Here is a 15,032-nt window from a genome sequence, read left to right as displayed (position 1 = left end):
GTTTTGGCTACTAAGAAAAAGCCACCTAACCCTGGCCCTACTCCTCCAGGCCCTTGCTGTACGCCTTAACATTTTACAGTAAGATTAGTGTCTCTAAACGTGTCTATAAAATACCTTCAAATAAACGCATTACTGTTGGTATTGTGACACTTAAATATGGGGATGCTTATTCATCCCCTCTTTAAAAGTTGAGTTGTGAGATTCATAGTTACACTGGGTCTATTTGATTTTATAGTCAAATCGTTATTCTCTACATTCAGATTAGGTTGTGATTCGAATTTCTTATTTATATAAAATTATCTATAAAACAAGAAAATCTCATTCTTTGGCTTTTTTGCTATTGGCTTTGTTGTTAACAGCATTTCAAGCCCCACTGCCCTACTTGTCTGGCCATCTCATCGACCAAGTTCTGCCCAGTTCAGACTCAAACTTGCTACTGAAGACCGTTCTTCTGCTCGCGACACTTTACGGCGGTTACTTGATAACAAGTTACGTTAACGCATGGTTTCGCCTGAAGGTACGCAGAGAAATCATGATTGATTTTAACCAGAATGTGGTTAAGAGCATTCTGGGGTTGAATTATAATCAGCGACTCAAAATCAACAATGGCGATCTATTGTCTAGGGTGACGAGGGATATAGAGCAGTTTGAAGTCATTATGCCCTACGGGTTATCAAGTGTCGTCCACCACTTGATATTATCTGTCGCCTTATTAATCATTGTTTTTTTCATGAATTGGCAATTGAGTGCCATACTTCTTACACTTTTACCCGCTGCCGTCATTGTTTATATGCGATTCGACAGTGCGTTATGGTCATCATCCAAAGATGAAACAGATGCCTCAGCAAAAAAGATCACTGTCATACAAGAAACCATTGAAGCGGATGCGGAAATAAAAACCTATGGTGCTGAAACTTTCTTTTTAGGTCATAGCCGAAAAGCCGTCGAAAACTTGGAATATAAACGTTGTACCCGAGAGTTATACGACGCCAAAGTCAGCATGATTATTATGGGCATTCCCATGCTGGCCATGGTCATCATTTGGTATCTTGGTGGTGCCATGGTCATTGAGGAACAGCTCACTATAGGTTTAATCATCACCTATACCGCGACATTAAACTTGATGGTTCCCTCACTGATTAGAATTATTGAGTTCGCTTCAAGCATCCCCAATGAATTAACTGCGTTGATGCGTGTAAAGGAATTATGTGATTTAGCGCAAGCACAATCTGAACAATATTCCGCAGCTAACGCTTTTCCACAAACTGAGCCATCAAGCGCATTTGACGCGATGACGTTAGATAATATGAGCTTTTCCTATCATCATGATTCCCCTTTATTCACCCATCTGAATTTGGTGTTCGACAAAGGCCGAGCGCATTTGATTAATGGCGGCAACGGTGCGGGCAAATCAACACTACTGACAATCCTTAGCGGACAGCTTCAGCCTCAATCAGGGCAAATTAGACTCGATTCCGTTGATCTAAACGGCTTATCACATCGCTCTCAGTCGATTTCGATGGTTCCGCAGAAAATCCACATTATTTCTGACTCCATTCGCAACAACGTGACGTTTGGGATGGACGTTGAGCAAGATAAAATTCAAGCAGCCTTGAAACAAGTCGGTCTGGGGCAGTGGATTGCCCGCCTAGAGAAAGGGATTGACCACGTGATTAAAGATGCTCGGTCAGAACTGTCGGGTGGTCAAATTCAAAAACTAGGATTGGCACGAGCCTTACTGCGGGATACGCCTGTTTTACTGATGGACGAACCAACCAACAACTTAGACAGTGAGGCCGTAAAACTGCTTATTGATATTATCAAGACTCATAAGCAGTCCAAGATAGTGGTGATCGTAAGCCATGATGATCGCCTTTTTGATGCGGTCGATCGCGTCGTTTATCTCGAAGTCGACAGCTTACGGAACGCGACTCGCGTGACGGAAAATTCAACAATGAAGCTCGGTAGGGACTAAAGCTTCAAGAAAATACTCGAAGGGATGCACCACCTCACTTCCATCTCTTCGATATGAACAATCTGAACGGCTAACGTCCTCATCGTTTCAGAATTATTAGGGATAGAGATTGAGAGCACCTCTTATGAAGTCGAAGCAGTATGGTAAGCATTACATGAGGGGCTATTTCAAGAGTACGTTCGCTATCCTTGTTCTGATTTGTGCCGGAGCAGCAGGCTACTTTTTTTATCAAAAGCCCCCGCTTGATGTTTCCGGTGTGCAAGTGCAACGGAATGATATGGCCTACATTATTCGCGTAACCGGTGAGGTCATCAATGATCGCACCGTTTCGCTGACTGCGTTGGTGAATGGTCGCGTCGAGGAGGTTTACGTTGCGCGTGGTGATCTGATCAAGAAAGATGACACTTTAGCATCCATGGATAACCGCGCATCTATCGCCCGACTCCAACGCGCTCAAGCCGTCGTTCAGCAACAGACCGTTCGCCTGAAAGAGCAACAACAACGCCACAGCCGATTGTCAGAGTTATCCGACAAAAAACTGGTCGCTGTTGAGGCTCTGGATCAAGCTCAGTATGAATTGGAAGCGGCACAAGCTGCCGTTGCAATTGCAAAGGCTGACGCCCAAATGAGCGCACTTGAGCAAGATTGGCAAAAGCTTAATGCCCCCTTTGATGCTGTCATCATTGAAAAGTGGACGGAGTCGGGACAATGGGTTGAAGCTGGCACTGAGCTTTTCCAGCTCGTTGCGATTGAAGGATGGGAAATCGAAGCCAATCTGGATGCTGTTGATAGTGGAAGAATTCACGTTGGCCAAAGGGTTAACGTCTCCTCTGATGCCTTTCCCAACCAAGTTTGGCAAACCCAAATCCATTGGATTGGTCCAGCCATCGAACGGACTTCAGAACGATATCTCAATACGTTTCCCGTTCGTATGGGGTTAGGAGAAGAAGCCCCCCAACTGCTTTTGGGACAGCAACTGGATATTGAAATCGTCATAGAAGAACGTGGAAGTGTTCTCAGCCTGCCTTACAGCGCGTTGCGAGAACGCAAGCACGGCGTCTTTGAAATCGCACTGGTTGAACAAGGCACTATTCGCTTGCAGCCTGTTGAATCAGGTTTAGAAACGGACACGCATGTGGAAATTCTCAGTGGTGTTCAGGAAGGGCAATGGGTTGCTCTGTTTGATAGCGAGTATCTTGAAAATGGACGTGCAGTAAGGTTGATCGAAGATGATCAAAATTGAAGCATTGCATAAATCCTATTTCAGGGGAGACAACGCATTACCTGTGATACAGGGCGTTGATCTGAAAATAGAACGAGGAGAGTTTGTAGCGATAATGGGCACCTCCGGTTCAGGAAAAAGCACCCTGCTCAACATCATTGGCTGCTTAGATAATGCCGATAAGGGCACTTATCACTTAGACGGTACGGCTGTTCATCAAACAAACGATGACGGGCTTGCGACGCTCCGTTCTTCTTTGATTGGCACAATATTCCAATCATTCAATTTACTTTCGCGGCGCGATGCGTTAGCGAATGTCATGCTGCCATTGGTATATCAACGTACTCCCCCTTCCCAGCGACAGGCACTTGCGTTAGCCGCGCTTGAACGTGTAGGTCTGGCCGACCGTGCCACACATTTACCCAACCAACTTTCCGGTGGCCAGCAACAACGTGTCGCCATTGCACGCGCACTGGTCAACAAGCCCAAGTTACTGATTGCGGATGAGCCAACAGGCGCATTAGACAGCAGCACCGGGCAACAAGTAATGGATTTATTTAAGGAGTTGCATGCTGAGGGGCATACCATTGTCATGGTCACTCATGATGCGCATTTAGCTGAGACCGCTGACAGAATCGTGCACATGCGAGACGGCAGGATTGTGTTATGAAAGGATTGCGAGTTCTGCTCGATCTGTTCAGAGAGGCGCGTCTAGCCATGCTTGAGAACTGGGGAAGGTCGATGCTGAGTATGATCGGCATTGCTGTGGGTATCGCTGCCGTCATGACCGTTGATACGGTCAGTATCGGAGGTAAAGCCTTTGTCATGAAGGAACTTGAGACATTTGGCCTCAAATCCGTTTGGGTATATCGCACCTACGGAAGTAACGACCCGCATAAACGCACACGCACGGGCACAGGCATCAATAATAATGATTTAATCGCATTTCAAGCAGACTGCTGCCCTTCCGTCAGGCTTATCAGTCCAATCGTCACACCCAATGGCCAGCCGCCTGTCGTTCAAGCTGGCAATCGTTACAGCAATGCGCAAGTTACTGGTGTAAATACGGATTTTTTAACCATCAACAATGACCAGTTACGCATTGGAAGAGGCTTTCGGGACGTCGAAGTCAGAAACCGCAGACCTGTCGCCATTATTGGCGAAACAGTGTTATCCAATTTATTCCCTGGTATTTCCAACCCCCTCGGGCGTTCATTTCGAATATCTGGTCGCGAGTATTTAGTGATTGGCGTTCTCCGCTCAAAAAGTCGCGATTTACTCTCCAGCATCGGCTCTGCAGGCGGCGATGTGAATAACCGAGTCTTGGTCGGCTATCCCCTCGTACAGGCTCTCAATGGGAATGACGACATTAGCTATATTCAGGCAGAAGCCGTATCGGTAGAAACAGCGGAAGCCGCAATTGAGCAGATAAAAGGTGTGCTATCAAGGCGGTATCACGGCGTTTTCGACTACGAAAGCAGCACCCTCGCCTCATACATCGACACCACTGATAACATACTTGATGGTGTCACCATCATCGGTATTATTGCAGCATCCAGTGCTTTGATCGTCGGAGCCATAGGTGTTGCTGGCATTATGAGTACAGCTGTCGCTGAACGAACGCGGGAAATCGGCATTCGCGCCGCAATCGGTGCACATCGGACCCATATCATGATTCAGTTTATCGCCGAGTCTGTATTCATCTGCCTGATTGGCGGTTTAATGGGTTTAGTCGTGGGTGTACTCATAGGTTTTGTATTGAACATCTTTACTGGCTTTCCACTGTTTCCCGGGATCGGGGGCGTCAGCATTGCACTTTGTGTGTCAATTTTGGTTGGTTTGATTGCAGGCTATGTACCCGCCAGAAGAGCAGCTCAGATGAAGCCAGTAGATGCACTTAGGGATTCATAACGCCAGACTGTCAGCCAACTCCCACTTCGTGTTGCTCATAATAGGAGGCTGATAGGATAAGTGCATTTCTGGTTAGATGAACTATCCAGACAAATAGCACCGAATGAGTCAGTGCATAGGCAACACCAAGCAGTATTGCGAAAAGGAAAAATTCCAGCGAATGCCAACCGAGCGGCCTATTCTCCTCGTGAACTGTCCAGAACAGTACCGACGAGACACAAATGGCCCCCCAATCAGGAAGCACCAATAACAGCGTGCTAATTAAAAACACTCGCCAAATGCACTCTTCGTAAAGTGTTATTCCCATCTGAAAGAGGAGATAGCATCGGTTGCGTTTTAGGTACTTTAACCCAGAGAAGCTATTGATAATAAACTGTCGTGGCTGAGGTGAACTCATTGGTAATCCCGCGGCCAGCAACCCTACACCAACGCAGATACCACCTAAGATAATCGCGATAAGTTGAAGCGAAAACGCAAACTGCCAATCAACATAGAAATACGCCGAGTAGGCGATAACTGGCAGCATTAATAGGAAGCCAAAGCTATCACCAATGACTTTCGGGTATAACAAAGACAAAGCGACAACCGAGCTAAATAAAAATGCCAGCAATAACACTACTGGAAAATTCCGGCTCTAAAATGACGGCGTAGAACCCCGTCTTTGTGTTCTTGCAACAGCGCCTGGAAATCATCTGAGAACATGGCATAGAGATGGTAGTCGTTCCATCCGTCCTCAACAGGCACGTAATTTTTCAACACACCCTCTTTGATGCCGCCAAACTCAGCAAGACGGATTGAATCCTCATTGCCTGATAAAACATAGCCATAGACTTTATGTAAATTCATCACGTGAAAAGCCATTTGAAGACTTAACAGTGCAATCTCGGGTCCAAATACACTGGTACGGTATTCCGCTTCTCCCACTAAATAGCGAAGATCGGCTGTGCGGCTTTTCCAGTCAATATTGTTAAACCAGACCATCCCTATTGGCTTCCCACTCTTGACCGAGCACACCAATCCCAAAAGGTTATCGCCACCATAAACAGCCGCATTTTGTTCCAGCCAAGTCATCGCTTGGTCTTGGGCTCCATTGGTAAAGTTCGAGCCATCAAAGACGGTCGAATTCAGGTAAGGGTCTTCTAGCCAGCCCGCGATGGTATCAAGATCTTCGAGGTTAGGACGGCGCAACGCGCAATAGATTCCACGAACACTGTCAAACACGTTTATCCTCACTTCCCATCATTAATAAATCGCAATACGCCCCCTCAACAAACAACTGTTTTTTCAATCGCGCTTCCTCAGCAAAGCCTAAACGTGTTAAGCACTCTATTTCTCGTTGCTCATTGGGGAGTAGTTGGATGTAATACTTACCTACATCATAATGCGCCGCTAACCAGTTCATTACTGCCCGAATGTCATCATCAGCAACGTCACACAACAAATGGAGGTCAAGATAGGCGATGCGAGAAAACAGGGCTTTTACTCTGACAAATCCGACTTTCGCTGTATCACTAAACACAACAAAATCACCATCACCCAATGCCGAATCGAGTTCTGACTTTGAACAACCAAGCGGGTAAGCAAGGTTTTTATAACTCGAACACTTAAAACTTGATGACTCTATATCTATAAAATCATCGACAGCGGCTAACCTAAACGACACTCAGCTCTCCCTATATTTAGAAACATGTTCAATGAGATTTTTTCTTTTGACAAAGGTGAGATCAAAAGTGGCAGATAAGACTTCTCGCCCATTTACGTAGGAATTTCCGGTTAACCTGGCTCCCAGACGATTAATGGCCTTAATGGTGACATGTGCTTCTAGGGTATCTCCAGGTAACGCGGGGGTTTTAAATCGCATTTGACTGACAGTGCTGGCGACAACATCCGTCGGTTCCTCAAACTCACTCCGGTAATGAATTAAAACAATACCTGCTTGCGCCAATGCCTCGCCCATCAAAACGCCAGGCATCATGCTTACATGCTTGAAATGCGCATTGATCAGCTTGGAAGAAACGGGGATCTTGTATTGCGCGATGACGTCCGAATCGGTTAAATAACTGACTGATTCTACGAATAAAAATGCGTCACCATACGGTAAAATTGCACCAACTGACGCTTTATCAAGTACGCCTTGCGAGTCGCGAAGTTCGTCAATGAAATCTCTATCCATACTCTCTATTCACTAACGTTCAAGTGTCAGTCCATTTTCCGCAGGATAGTCGCGGCATTTGTCCCACCAAAGCCAAAGTTTAAAGACAGAACCGTCTTCAAATCCGCGGGGGTGGTTTCGCGAACGATGGGGGCATCTGCAAACAAAGGGTCAATGTTTTCAATATTGATTGACGGCGCGATAAAACCTTCTTTCAGCATCGCGATACAAGCTATCAACTCAATGGCACCTACTGCGCCAATCGCGTGTCCTGTCATTGATTTCGTCGACGAGAATCTCGGCACATTGTTTTCTCCAAAAGCTCGGCGCAGTCCATTCACTTCAGCCACATCGCCAGGGCCCGTGCCTGTTCCATGTGTATTGATGGCATCGACGTCTTCAGTGGATACACCTGCGTCTTCTAATGCGCTAAAGATGCAATCAACAAACGTACCGCCATCGGCTTGGGGAAGCACTAAGTCATGAGGGTCTGAATTCGCAGAATAACCGGCGATTTCTGCATAGATTGGCGCATTACGCGCTATGGCTGAATCAAGCGACTCCAGCACAAGCACGCCAGCTCCGCCGCTAATCACAAACCCATCTCTATCGCGATCATAGGGGCGAGATGCGGCCTCTGGCGTGTCATTGAAACCGGTAGAAAGAGCCATTCTCAACGCTTGAAATGATGCCACAATCAATTCATTCACTTCCTCACAACCGCCTGTGACTGCTCTGTCTATCACGCCATCACGTATGAGTTCGTAAGCATGTCCGATATTATGTGCGCCCGTCGCGCAAGCAGAAGAGATGGAATAGCTTCGCCCAGTGATGCCAAAGAGTTTTGTCAGTATTGCACTCGGCGTGCTGCTCATGGATTTCAGCACCGTATAAGGTTCTGAACGACGAACCTGTCCGTTGTAATACCTCACCCCTTCCCTATGTATAACACCCACATCAGCCACACCGCTGCCAACAAGACAAGCAGTACGCGGGTCCGCGAGCTCTTCGGGGCTCAAGCGAGACGACAAAATCGCATCATTCGCTGCAACACTGCAATAGAGTGTTGAGGTTGGCATCGCTTTACGAAGTTTAAGAGGAATGTTTGCTGATTGTATTTTTGATTCGTCTAAGTCAACCAAACCAGCAATGCGACTGGTTAACCCATATTCAGACCAAGACTCAACGGCACGAATACCACTGCGACCGAGCTTCAAAGATTCAGTGACAGTATCAAAATCATTTCCGATTGAAGAAACAACACCAACACCGCTTATCACTACCCGTCTACGATTATCCATCTTTTTCGCTTAGCTTTAATTCAATGATTTCAAAAAGATCACTCACGGTACTGAGTTTGACTAAATCTTCGTCATCAATGGAAATAGACAGTGAATCTTCTAAGTCGAGGGTCAATGACACAGCCTGCATCGAATCCATACCAAGATCGTCTCGTAGTGACATCGTGGGTAGAATATCTTTAGCTGCCACCGCACTTTCGGACTCTGCCTCCAATCGTTCCAAGACTTCTGTTATTATCGAGTCGGTTAAATGATGTTTGTTTTCTAAAAAAATACTCATGCCACTACCATTAAAATCCCATAAATCAATTACACCAGCAACACTTCACTTGTGTATCTCCCTTTAATTAGAAGCTAACAACGGCCCCAAATAGGGTCAATCCAATCAGTTGCATACACACCACTACAAATATCAAAAAGGACCTAAAACCCAGCGAAACCATCATTCATTACAATCTAGAATTAAAATAAACAAAAATAGTAATAAAATAATACGAAAAGTTATATCTTTTTGTTTCTAGTCAAATTAACCCAAAAACAATGAGTATTAACAAGTGTATCCACTGTAGAAGAGCACCATTAAACCATCATCAGCCAAATTGTTATGAAAACGCATAAAATCTCAAAACTTGGCCACCACATCGAAACATATTACAATTTTATCTAAATGAGATGATTTATTCATTTAAATCCTTTCTTGTAAATATCACTCAAACCAAAATCACTTGGTTAATTTAAAATTCACATGAACTAATAGTGTTCTAATATGAGGCGCAAACACCGCCATAAAACACAAAGAAATACCTATTCCACGCGTTCGTTTCCTGCATGCCATGTGCCTTTCACCGGTGAGAAGCGCATATGCACAGTGCTTAGAACACGCCATCCCTTTCAGTTAGACGCTTGAACAGTGAAGAACATCAGTGAGAAACCAACACCAGTGGTTCGTTTGTGCATTTCCAAATAGTCACGAACATAGGATTTGCCCGTCTTGACACCCTATAACACGCTTGCCAATAACTCTGGACTTATAAAGCGAGGTACGTATGATTCCTGTCAACGTTACAATGAAGCAAACCTACTGTTTGTTTATAGATAAGATTTCACTCAATCATGATAAGAGACACGACACTCGTACCTTTCAAAAATTGGACAAAACCTTTTGTTTCAGAAGTTGCAACAATCATTAACTTACTGAAAGATAATGGTTACGACGCCGTTCAATTGGCAAAAGTGACAGGATTGCAGCCGAAAAGCGTCAATGCTTGGACTGCACGTTACAAAAACGAACCAGACAATGTATCTTCCATTCCTTACCCATGCTGGTGTTTTTTGTGTGCACTGGTTGGTAAGCCAAACATTCAAAGTAACGGTGACGTTATTGAAGTGAATGTGAGAAAGATGCTTTCGTACTTCAAGCCAACGGCTTTTAGGCCGAACGACAAATTCCTTTGTCCCACTCAAGAGCAGTTCAGCAATCTGATTGATAATGACAATTATGATTCGTTAACGACTGAGAAGCTTTCGACAGTTTTCAATTGGAATGCCTCTAACTTTGCACACGGTGTTGCAAATGGGTCGCTGCCATTTTTGAACTGGAGCCTCATCATTATGACGATGGGCATCGACATTCAAAAAATGATTCTGAAAGATCTCGAAGGTGATGTTTCTATCGACTAAGCGAACGCTTTTCGGCTAAACATTCAAAAGCCGGCTCTTTGCCGGCTTTTTCGATTTCACGATTCATTCTCTACATCAATTCATCATGGTTCATGGTGTCTTCATAACGCAAAGGACAGGCTCATTTTGTGGCAGAAATGGCTTAGCGTTGGTGTTCCAAGCCATGTTAGCTATTTAATGCTCGGCTCCTGCGTATACCCACATGGGTTCTGTTTTTCCTGCACGCTCAAAGCCAAGGGCTTTGTAGAATTCGATGGCCTCCCCATCAGCCGTCAGCATTTGTTGATGAAATCCGTTGTACACCGACTGCATTGCCTCCATCATTTTGCGACCTATGCCATTACCATGACTCGAAGGATGCACAAGCATATGGGGGTAATAAACCACCAGGTGACCATCTGAAATGGCATTGCCTACCCCCACCAACTTTCCGGCTACGCGAGCGGTAACTAGCGTGTGGGAATTGCGCAGAGCAAGCAAAAGCTGTTCGGGTTTTTCTGCTGAAGACCACTCGTTAGCGCGATACAATTCTACGATTTCGGCCTCTTCAATCTCGCCATTGAGTTCTACTTTAATATCCATATTTACGTCGACTCTTATTTTCTATAACAACTGAATTAGCGGACAACTTATCCTATTCGTCCAAAGACAGAAGACCAGATTAGTCCGTCCCTCTCATACAAAACCTATCATGACAGCAATAGGCAAGAATGGGTTAACCTAATACCCATAAACGCGTTTTATCTCTGATTCGTATCGCCCTCTTGGAATTACTGATGAGTTGGTAAATTAATACAGCATTGTTCGCTTTCGAGGCGTGAGACCTGTGCTAATGTAATCCTTTAGCCCTTATACAAAGCCATAAGAATGAAGATTTTTAGCAATTTCGAAAGCGGAAACATCCACGTTGTTACCGCAGAAGCACCCGACAACATTCAACTCACTATTCCTGCTGATAACAACACAGAAACGGCGCAGTGGTTCCATTTCCGTCTGGAAAGCGCATCGCAAGACCTGCATCAATTCACACTCCAAAACCTTGCGAAATCGGCGTACACAGAAGGCTGGCAAGATTACGACGTTGTCGCGTCGTATGATCGCAACGAGTGGTTCCGCATTCCTTCGGAGTTCGATGGCGATAACTTGCGCTTTTCAGTCATCCCTGAAATGAGTTCTATGTATTTCGCATACTTCGCGCCGTATTCGTACGATCGCCACCAAGATTTGCTGCACAATGCGCAAACGCATTACGCCTGTCAGCTAGAAACACTGGGCTCAACACTCGACGGTAATGACATCAGCCTGCTGACCATTGGTGAACCTGCTGAAGGGAAGAAAAATATCTGGGTCATCGGTCGTCAGCACCCAGGTGAAACCATGGCAGAGTGGTTGATTGAAGGATTGCTGCTGCGTCTGCTGGATGAAACCGATACGGTTGGAAAGGCTCTGATTGATAATGCCGTTATCCGCGTGGTACCAAACATGAACCCAGATGGCAGTATTCGCGGTCACCTGCGCCATAATGCGGTGGGTGCGAACCTTAACCGCGAATGGCAATCACCGTCTGTGGAACGCAGCCCTGAGGTTTTCTACGTGCGCGAGCGCATGCTGGAGACTGGCGTTGATATGTTCTTAGATATTCATGGTGATGAGGCGATCCCATACAACTTTGTAGCAGGTAGCGAAGGCGTCCCATCGTACGATGAAGCATTAGCGGCACGTGAAGCACACTTCAAGCACGCCCTTCTGACTATTACCCCAGAGTTTCAGGATGTACACGGTTACCCGAAAAACGCACCGGGCACAGCTAACTTAACGGTGGCAACCAATTGGGTGGCAGAACAGTTCAAGTGTCTGTCTTACACCGTTGAGATGCCGTTTAAAGACCATAACGACCAGCCAGATGATGTTTACGGTTGGTCCCCATCGCGCAGTGCCACATTTGGTAGCGATATGCTCGCCGCAATTTGGGCGACATTGCCTAAGCTGTGATGGAACACGAAAGATAAAACGAAAAACGCCACCGATGGGTGGCGTTTTTTCTTACGTGTTAGTTTGCATCTCCAGCGTTAACCCTGTTGGGTACTGGAGGTACGAATCAGTTTCCTGCCGTCGTCGGCAACACACGTTTAATGATATCGGCCAATGTCACGACACCCACCATTTCACCGTTTTTGCTCACTACCGCAAGCTGTACGCTGGCTTTACGCATACGTGCAAGTGCTTCGTAAACCGGTGTTTTCGAATCAAGCACATAGGCTTTGCGCGCCACTTCTCGTGCAGCCTTATCGGTCGGTTCCAGCAAAGTATCACGCACATGCACCACAAGAGGCTTAATCCCGCGTTTGCCGCACAACAGAATACGAAGGTGTCCTGACGCCATTGCTGCTGCACGCACCTCAGCAATTGTCGCATTCTTATCAACATGCGCCATCACCTGACCTTCTGTTACCAAGGTTTCTACAGGGATAGAGCTAAGATCAATCAAACCAGAAAGCTGACGCTGGATGTTCGGCTTCAGCGTACCCACCTTGCCAGAGTGCTCTACCAACTGACGAATGGTATCAACGTCTTGTCCGCCGACAGCGGCACTTTCAACAGGCTCAACACCCGATGCTTTTACCAATCGGTTTGCAATGCTGTTGATCCAATTTAACAGCGGGCGTAGCGGCCAAACGTAGGCTCTCGCGACGATACCAATAGCCAGTGCCGATTTTTCCGGATGGGCAATAGACCAAGATTTCGGTGCCATCTCACCCACTACCAGGTGCAGAAACGTCACGACAAACAGCGCAAAACCGAAGGCCGCACCGTCTGCTGCCCAATCTGGCATACCCATAGCAAGGAATACAGGCCCAACCCACTGATCGACAGCAGGCTTAGTAACCGCACCCAATGCAAAGGTACAGAAAGTGATGCCCAGCTGAGCACCCGCCAACATCAGTGTCAGGTCATTCATGCCGCGCAAAGCAGCACGTGCAGATGCGCTCTCAACGGCCATTTCTTCAAGGCGGTGTCGACGCGCGCCCATCAACGCAAATTCGATGATAACGAAGAAGCCACTCAATACGATAAGGGCAGTTGTCACTAGGATGACAATCAAAGGATCAGTCATTATTCGCCCTCCACCAATGGCTTCTCTACCAGCTTCACACGCACTTCTGTTGGTACGTGTCGCTCAATGCGCAATACATCTACCTCTAAATATCGTGAAACGACGTCACCTGAAGCCAACTCCGACGGGTCAATTGGCAATTCAATCGTGACGGCATCTCCCTCAGCAGGAAGTGCACCACGCTCGGCAATCAACAAGCCTGCAATGGTTTCCACATCGCCTTTTGGCAGATCGTAACCAATCGCACGCTCAACTTCATCGACGTGAACATCGCCTTCCATCAACCAAACATGGCTACTTTCAGAGACCACGGCCTCAGTGCTTTCAGCATCATGTTCATCGGTGATTTCACCAACGATTTCCATCGCCAAGTCTTCAATCGTCAATACGCCAGCAAAACCGCCGTATTCGTCGATAACACAGGCCAATTGGTTGGTCGATGTCACCAATTGCTCTAGGGCATCAGGTAGTCGCATCAAGGTAGGTAATACCGTTGCAGGACGCATCACTGACGATACTGTGTCTTCTGCGTGACCCGCTTCCATTCGCGCAAGCACATCAGACAGATGAACAACGCCCACTGGTGCATCATCATCGTTAACAACCGGATAGCGCGTGTGTGCTTGTGCCATCAATGACAGAAGTTCTGTCAATGTCGTTTCTGGCTCAACCCAATCCACTTGCGAACGGGGAACCATTGCGTGTTCTACATCGCGCTCTGGGAAATCAAGAATACGGTCCATCATCAGTGACAGCTCAACAGGCAGGTCACCGCTTTCGCGCGAGTTTGCGATGATGTGGTGCAAATCTTCTTCAGACGCGCTCACATCCAAATCGTGCACAGGTTCAATGCGAACCGCACGAAGTAGAAGGTTTGCGGATTTGTCGAAGAAACTGATGATCCAACCAAACGCAGACATGTAGATCAACGTCGAGCGAGACATCAAACGCGACATAGGTTCGGCGTTAGCAATGGCAAGGTTCTTAGGGTAAAGCTCACCCATGATCATTTGAACAACCATAGCAACTGCGAGTGTGATGACGGTACCGATGGCAATACCCGCCTCTAGGGATAACCCAAAGCCTTGCAATAAAACGCCTAGAGATTGGCCGACCAGTGGCTCTGCAACAAAGCCCAATACCAAGCCGGTAACAGTGATGCCAAGCTGAGCACCCGACAACATGAAACTTGTACGTTTGGTCACGGCGAGCGCGCGTTTCGCAGCTTCGTCGCCCGTGGCCGCTAGTGTGGCGAGTCTTGCTCTATCCACTGCCATGTATGCGAATTCTTGCGCAACGAAATAGCCGTTTGCCGCAATAATCACCAAGATAAAAAGAATGCCGAATAGCAGGGTAAGAAGGGTATCAATCATGATTGTGTCCTCCCTTGGTAACGTAACGTCAGTAAGGGATTACACAATACACTAGAGTTGGGGTCCACAAAGTATTCCTACGGTAATATCAGGAAGCGCAGTATAGGGCCGCGAAATTAGAGTCGTCCACTAATATTTGCGTAACACATCGCTAACGCGCGATATGATAGTTGCCAAACAAGCGTTCATCACTCTAAGTACCGCGCTATTTGATCCTAAATTTGTATGAAATTCAGCCGGTGCTCTGTCACTCAAGGCGTAACTCTTGGTTACAAAATAGAAAACGAGAAAACGCGTGTAACC

Annotated in this window: 15 protein-coding genes; 6 read left to right on the top strand and 9 right to left on the bottom strand. The window is 46.5% G+C overall.

The window, feature by feature from the left end:
• Window positions 1–268 precede the first annotated feature (268 nt).
• The 4 genes from LRP49_RS05170 (at window position 269) to LRP49_RS05155 (ending at window position 5,108) form a co-directional block, all read left to right on the top strand.
• On the top strand, window positions 269–1,975 hold the full coding sequence (locus LRP49_RS05170) for an ABC transporter ATP-binding protein (RefSeq protein ID WP_274140693.1): 1,707 nt from the start codon (window positions 269–271) through the stop codon (window positions 1,973–1,975).
• Window positions 1,976–2,099: 124 nt separating this feature from the next.
• Window positions 2,100–3,218, top strand: coding sequence for an efflux RND transporter periplasmic adaptor subunit (locus LRP49_RS05165; protein WP_274140691.1), 1,119 nt, complete (start codon window positions 2,100–2,102; stop codon window positions 3,216–3,218).
• A complete protein-coding gene (locus LRP49_RS05160; RefSeq protein ID WP_274140689.1) occupies window positions 3,205–3,867 on the top strand; it encodes an ABC transporter ATP-binding protein in 663 nt (220 codons plus the stop codon). Before LRP49_RS05165 ends, LRP49_RS05160 begins: the two co-directional genes overlap by 14 nt.
• Complete coding sequence (locus LRP49_RS05155) at window positions 3,864–5,108, top strand: ABC transporter permease (protein WP_274140688.1); 1,245 nt, start codon at window positions 3,864–3,866, stop codon at window positions 5,106–5,108. Before LRP49_RS05160 ends, LRP49_RS05155 begins: the two co-directional genes overlap by 4 nt.
• A gap of 10 nt (window positions 5,109–5,118) precedes the next feature.
• On the opposite strand, the gene LRP49_RS05150 is transcribed toward LRP49_RS05155, so the two are convergent.
• The 6 genes from LRP49_RS05150 to LRP49_RS05125 are packed head-to-tail and all read right to left on the bottom strand — an operon-like array spanning window position 5,119 to window position 8,841.
• A complete protein-coding gene (locus LRP49_RS05150; RefSeq protein ID WP_274140686.1) occupies window positions 5,119–5,724 on the bottom strand; it encodes a CPBP family intramembrane glutamic endopeptidase in 606 nt (201 codons plus the stop codon).
• Window positions 5,724–6,329, bottom strand: a complete 606-nt coding sequence (locus LRP49_RS05145) for a GNAT family N-acetyltransferase (RefSeq protein WP_274140685.1) — start codon at window positions 6,327–6,329, stop codon at window positions 5,724–5,726. The genes LRP49_RS05150 and LRP49_RS05145 overlap by 1 nt, the downstream gene beginning before the upstream one ends.
• Complete coding sequence (locus LRP49_RS05140; protein WP_274140684.1) at window positions 6,322–6,771, bottom strand: GNAT family N-acetyltransferase; 450 nt, start codon at window positions 6,769–6,771, stop codon at window positions 6,322–6,324. The genes LRP49_RS05145 and LRP49_RS05140 overlap by 8 nt, the downstream gene beginning before the upstream one ends.
• On the bottom strand, window positions 6,772–7,281 hold the full coding sequence (locus LRP49_RS05135) for a 3-hydroxyacyl-ACP dehydratase FabZ family protein (protein ID WP_274140682.1): 510 nt from the start codon (window positions 7,279–7,281) through the stop codon (window positions 6,772–6,774).
• Between the two features lie 26 nt (window positions 7,282–7,307).
• Window positions 7,308–8,561 (bottom strand): beta-ketoacyl-[acyl-carrier-protein] synthase family protein, encoded by a 1,254-nt coding sequence (locus LRP49_RS05130; RefSeq protein WP_274140680.1) that lies wholly within the window; start codon window positions 8,559–8,561, stop codon window positions 7,308–7,310.
• Entirely contained in the window at window positions 8,554–8,841 is a 288-nt protein-coding gene (locus LRP49_RS05125; RefSeq protein WP_274140679.1) for an acyl carrier protein, read from the bottom strand. The genes LRP49_RS05130 and LRP49_RS05125 overlap by 8 nt, the downstream gene beginning before the upstream one ends.
• Window positions 8,842–9,674: 833 nt before the next feature.
• Between LRP49_RS05125 and LRP49_RS05120 the strand changes: the two genes are divergently transcribed.
• On the top strand, window positions 9,675–10,241 hold the full coding sequence (locus tag LRP49_RS05120; RefSeq protein ID WP_274140678.1) for a hypothetical protein: 567 nt from the start codon (window positions 9,675–9,677) through the stop codon (window positions 10,239–10,241).
• Between the two features lie 174 nt (window positions 10,242–10,415).
• Here LRP49_RS05120 and LRP49_RS05115 read toward each other — a convergent pair whose 3' ends face one another.
• Window positions 10,416–10,823, bottom strand: a complete 408-nt coding sequence (locus tag LRP49_RS05115) for a GNAT family N-acetyltransferase (protein ID WP_274140676.1) — start codon at window positions 10,821–10,823, stop codon at window positions 10,416–10,418.
• A gap of 285 nt (window positions 10,824–11,108) precedes the next feature.
• Between LRP49_RS05115 and LRP49_RS05110 the strand changes: the two genes are divergently transcribed.
• A complete protein-coding gene (locus LRP49_RS05110) occupies window positions 11,109–12,233 on the top strand; it encodes a M14 family metallopeptidase (RefSeq protein ID WP_274140675.1) in 1,125 nt (374 codons plus the stop codon).
• 106 nt (window positions 12,234–12,339) lie between these two features.
• On the opposite strand, the gene LRP49_RS05105 is transcribed toward LRP49_RS05110, so the two are convergent.
• Window positions 12,340–13,356 carry a hemolysin family protein gene (locus LRP49_RS05105; protein WP_274140673.1) on the bottom strand — a complete coding sequence of 339 codons (1,017 nt, stop codon included), beginning with the start codon at window positions 13,354–13,356 and terminating at the stop codon, window positions 12,340–12,342.
• Window positions 13,356–14,729, bottom strand: coding sequence for a hemolysin family protein (locus LRP49_RS05100; RefSeq protein WP_274140671.1), 1,374 nt, complete (start codon window positions 14,727–14,729; stop codon window positions 13,356–13,358). The genes LRP49_RS05105 and LRP49_RS05100 overlap by 1 nt, the downstream gene beginning before the upstream one ends.
• Window positions 14,730–15,032: the final 303 nt, after the last annotated feature.

The organism is Enterovibrio qingdaonensis (assembly GCF_028683135.1).
Lineage (GTDB): Bacteria > Pseudomonadota > Gammaproteobacteria > Enterobacterales > Vibrionaceae > Enterovibrio > Enterovibrio qingdaonensis.
The sequence above is the reverse complement of the archived record's forward strand: the minus strand, read 5'-3'. Positions and strand labels throughout refer to the sequence as shown.

Bases quoted from the DNA above. Each gene is read 5' to 3' on its own strand.
- LRP49_RS05165 (WP_274140691.1), top strand. From the start codon at position 2,100: ATGAAGTCGAAGCAGTATGGTAAGCATTACATGAGGGGCTATTTCAAG.
- LRP49_RS05160 (WP_274140689.1), top strand. From the start codon at position 3,205: ATGATCAAAATTGAAGCATTGCATAAATCCTATTTCAGGGGAGACAAC.
- LRP49_RS05155 (WP_274140688.1), top strand. From the start codon at position 3,864: ATGAAAGGATTGCGAGTTCTGCTCGATCTGTTCAGAGAGGCGCGTCTA.
- LRP49_RS05135 (WP_274140682.1), bottom strand. From the start codon at position 7,281: ATGGATAGAGATTTCATTGACGAACTTCGCGACTCGCAAGGCGTACTT.
- LRP49_RS05130 (WP_274140680.1), bottom strand. From the start codon at position 8,561: ATGGATAATCGTAGACGGGTAGTGATAAGCGGTGTTGGTGTTGTTTCT.
- LRP49_RS05125 (WP_274140679.1), bottom strand. From the start codon at position 8,841: ATGAGTATTTTTTTAGAAAACAAACATCATTTAACCGACTCGATAATA.
- LRP49_RS05120 (WP_274140678.1), top strand. From the start codon at position 9,675: ATGATAAGAGACACGACACTCGTACCTTTCAAAAATTGGACAAAACCT.
- LRP49_RS05115 (WP_274140676.1), bottom strand. From the start codon at position 10,823: ATGGATATTAAAGTAGAACTCAATGGCGAGATTGAAGAGGCCGAAATC.
- LRP49_RS05110 (WP_274140675.1), top strand. From the start codon at position 11,109: ATGAAGATTTTTAGCAATTTCGAAAGCGGAAACATCCACGTTGTTACC.
- LRP49_RS05105 (WP_274140673.1), bottom strand. From the start codon at position 13,356: ATGACTGATCCTTTGATTGTCATCCTAGTGACAACTGCCCTTATCGTA.
- LRP49_RS05100 (WP_274140671.1), bottom strand. From the start codon at position 14,729: ATGATTGATACCCTTCTTACCCTGCTATTCGGCATTCTTTTTATCTTG.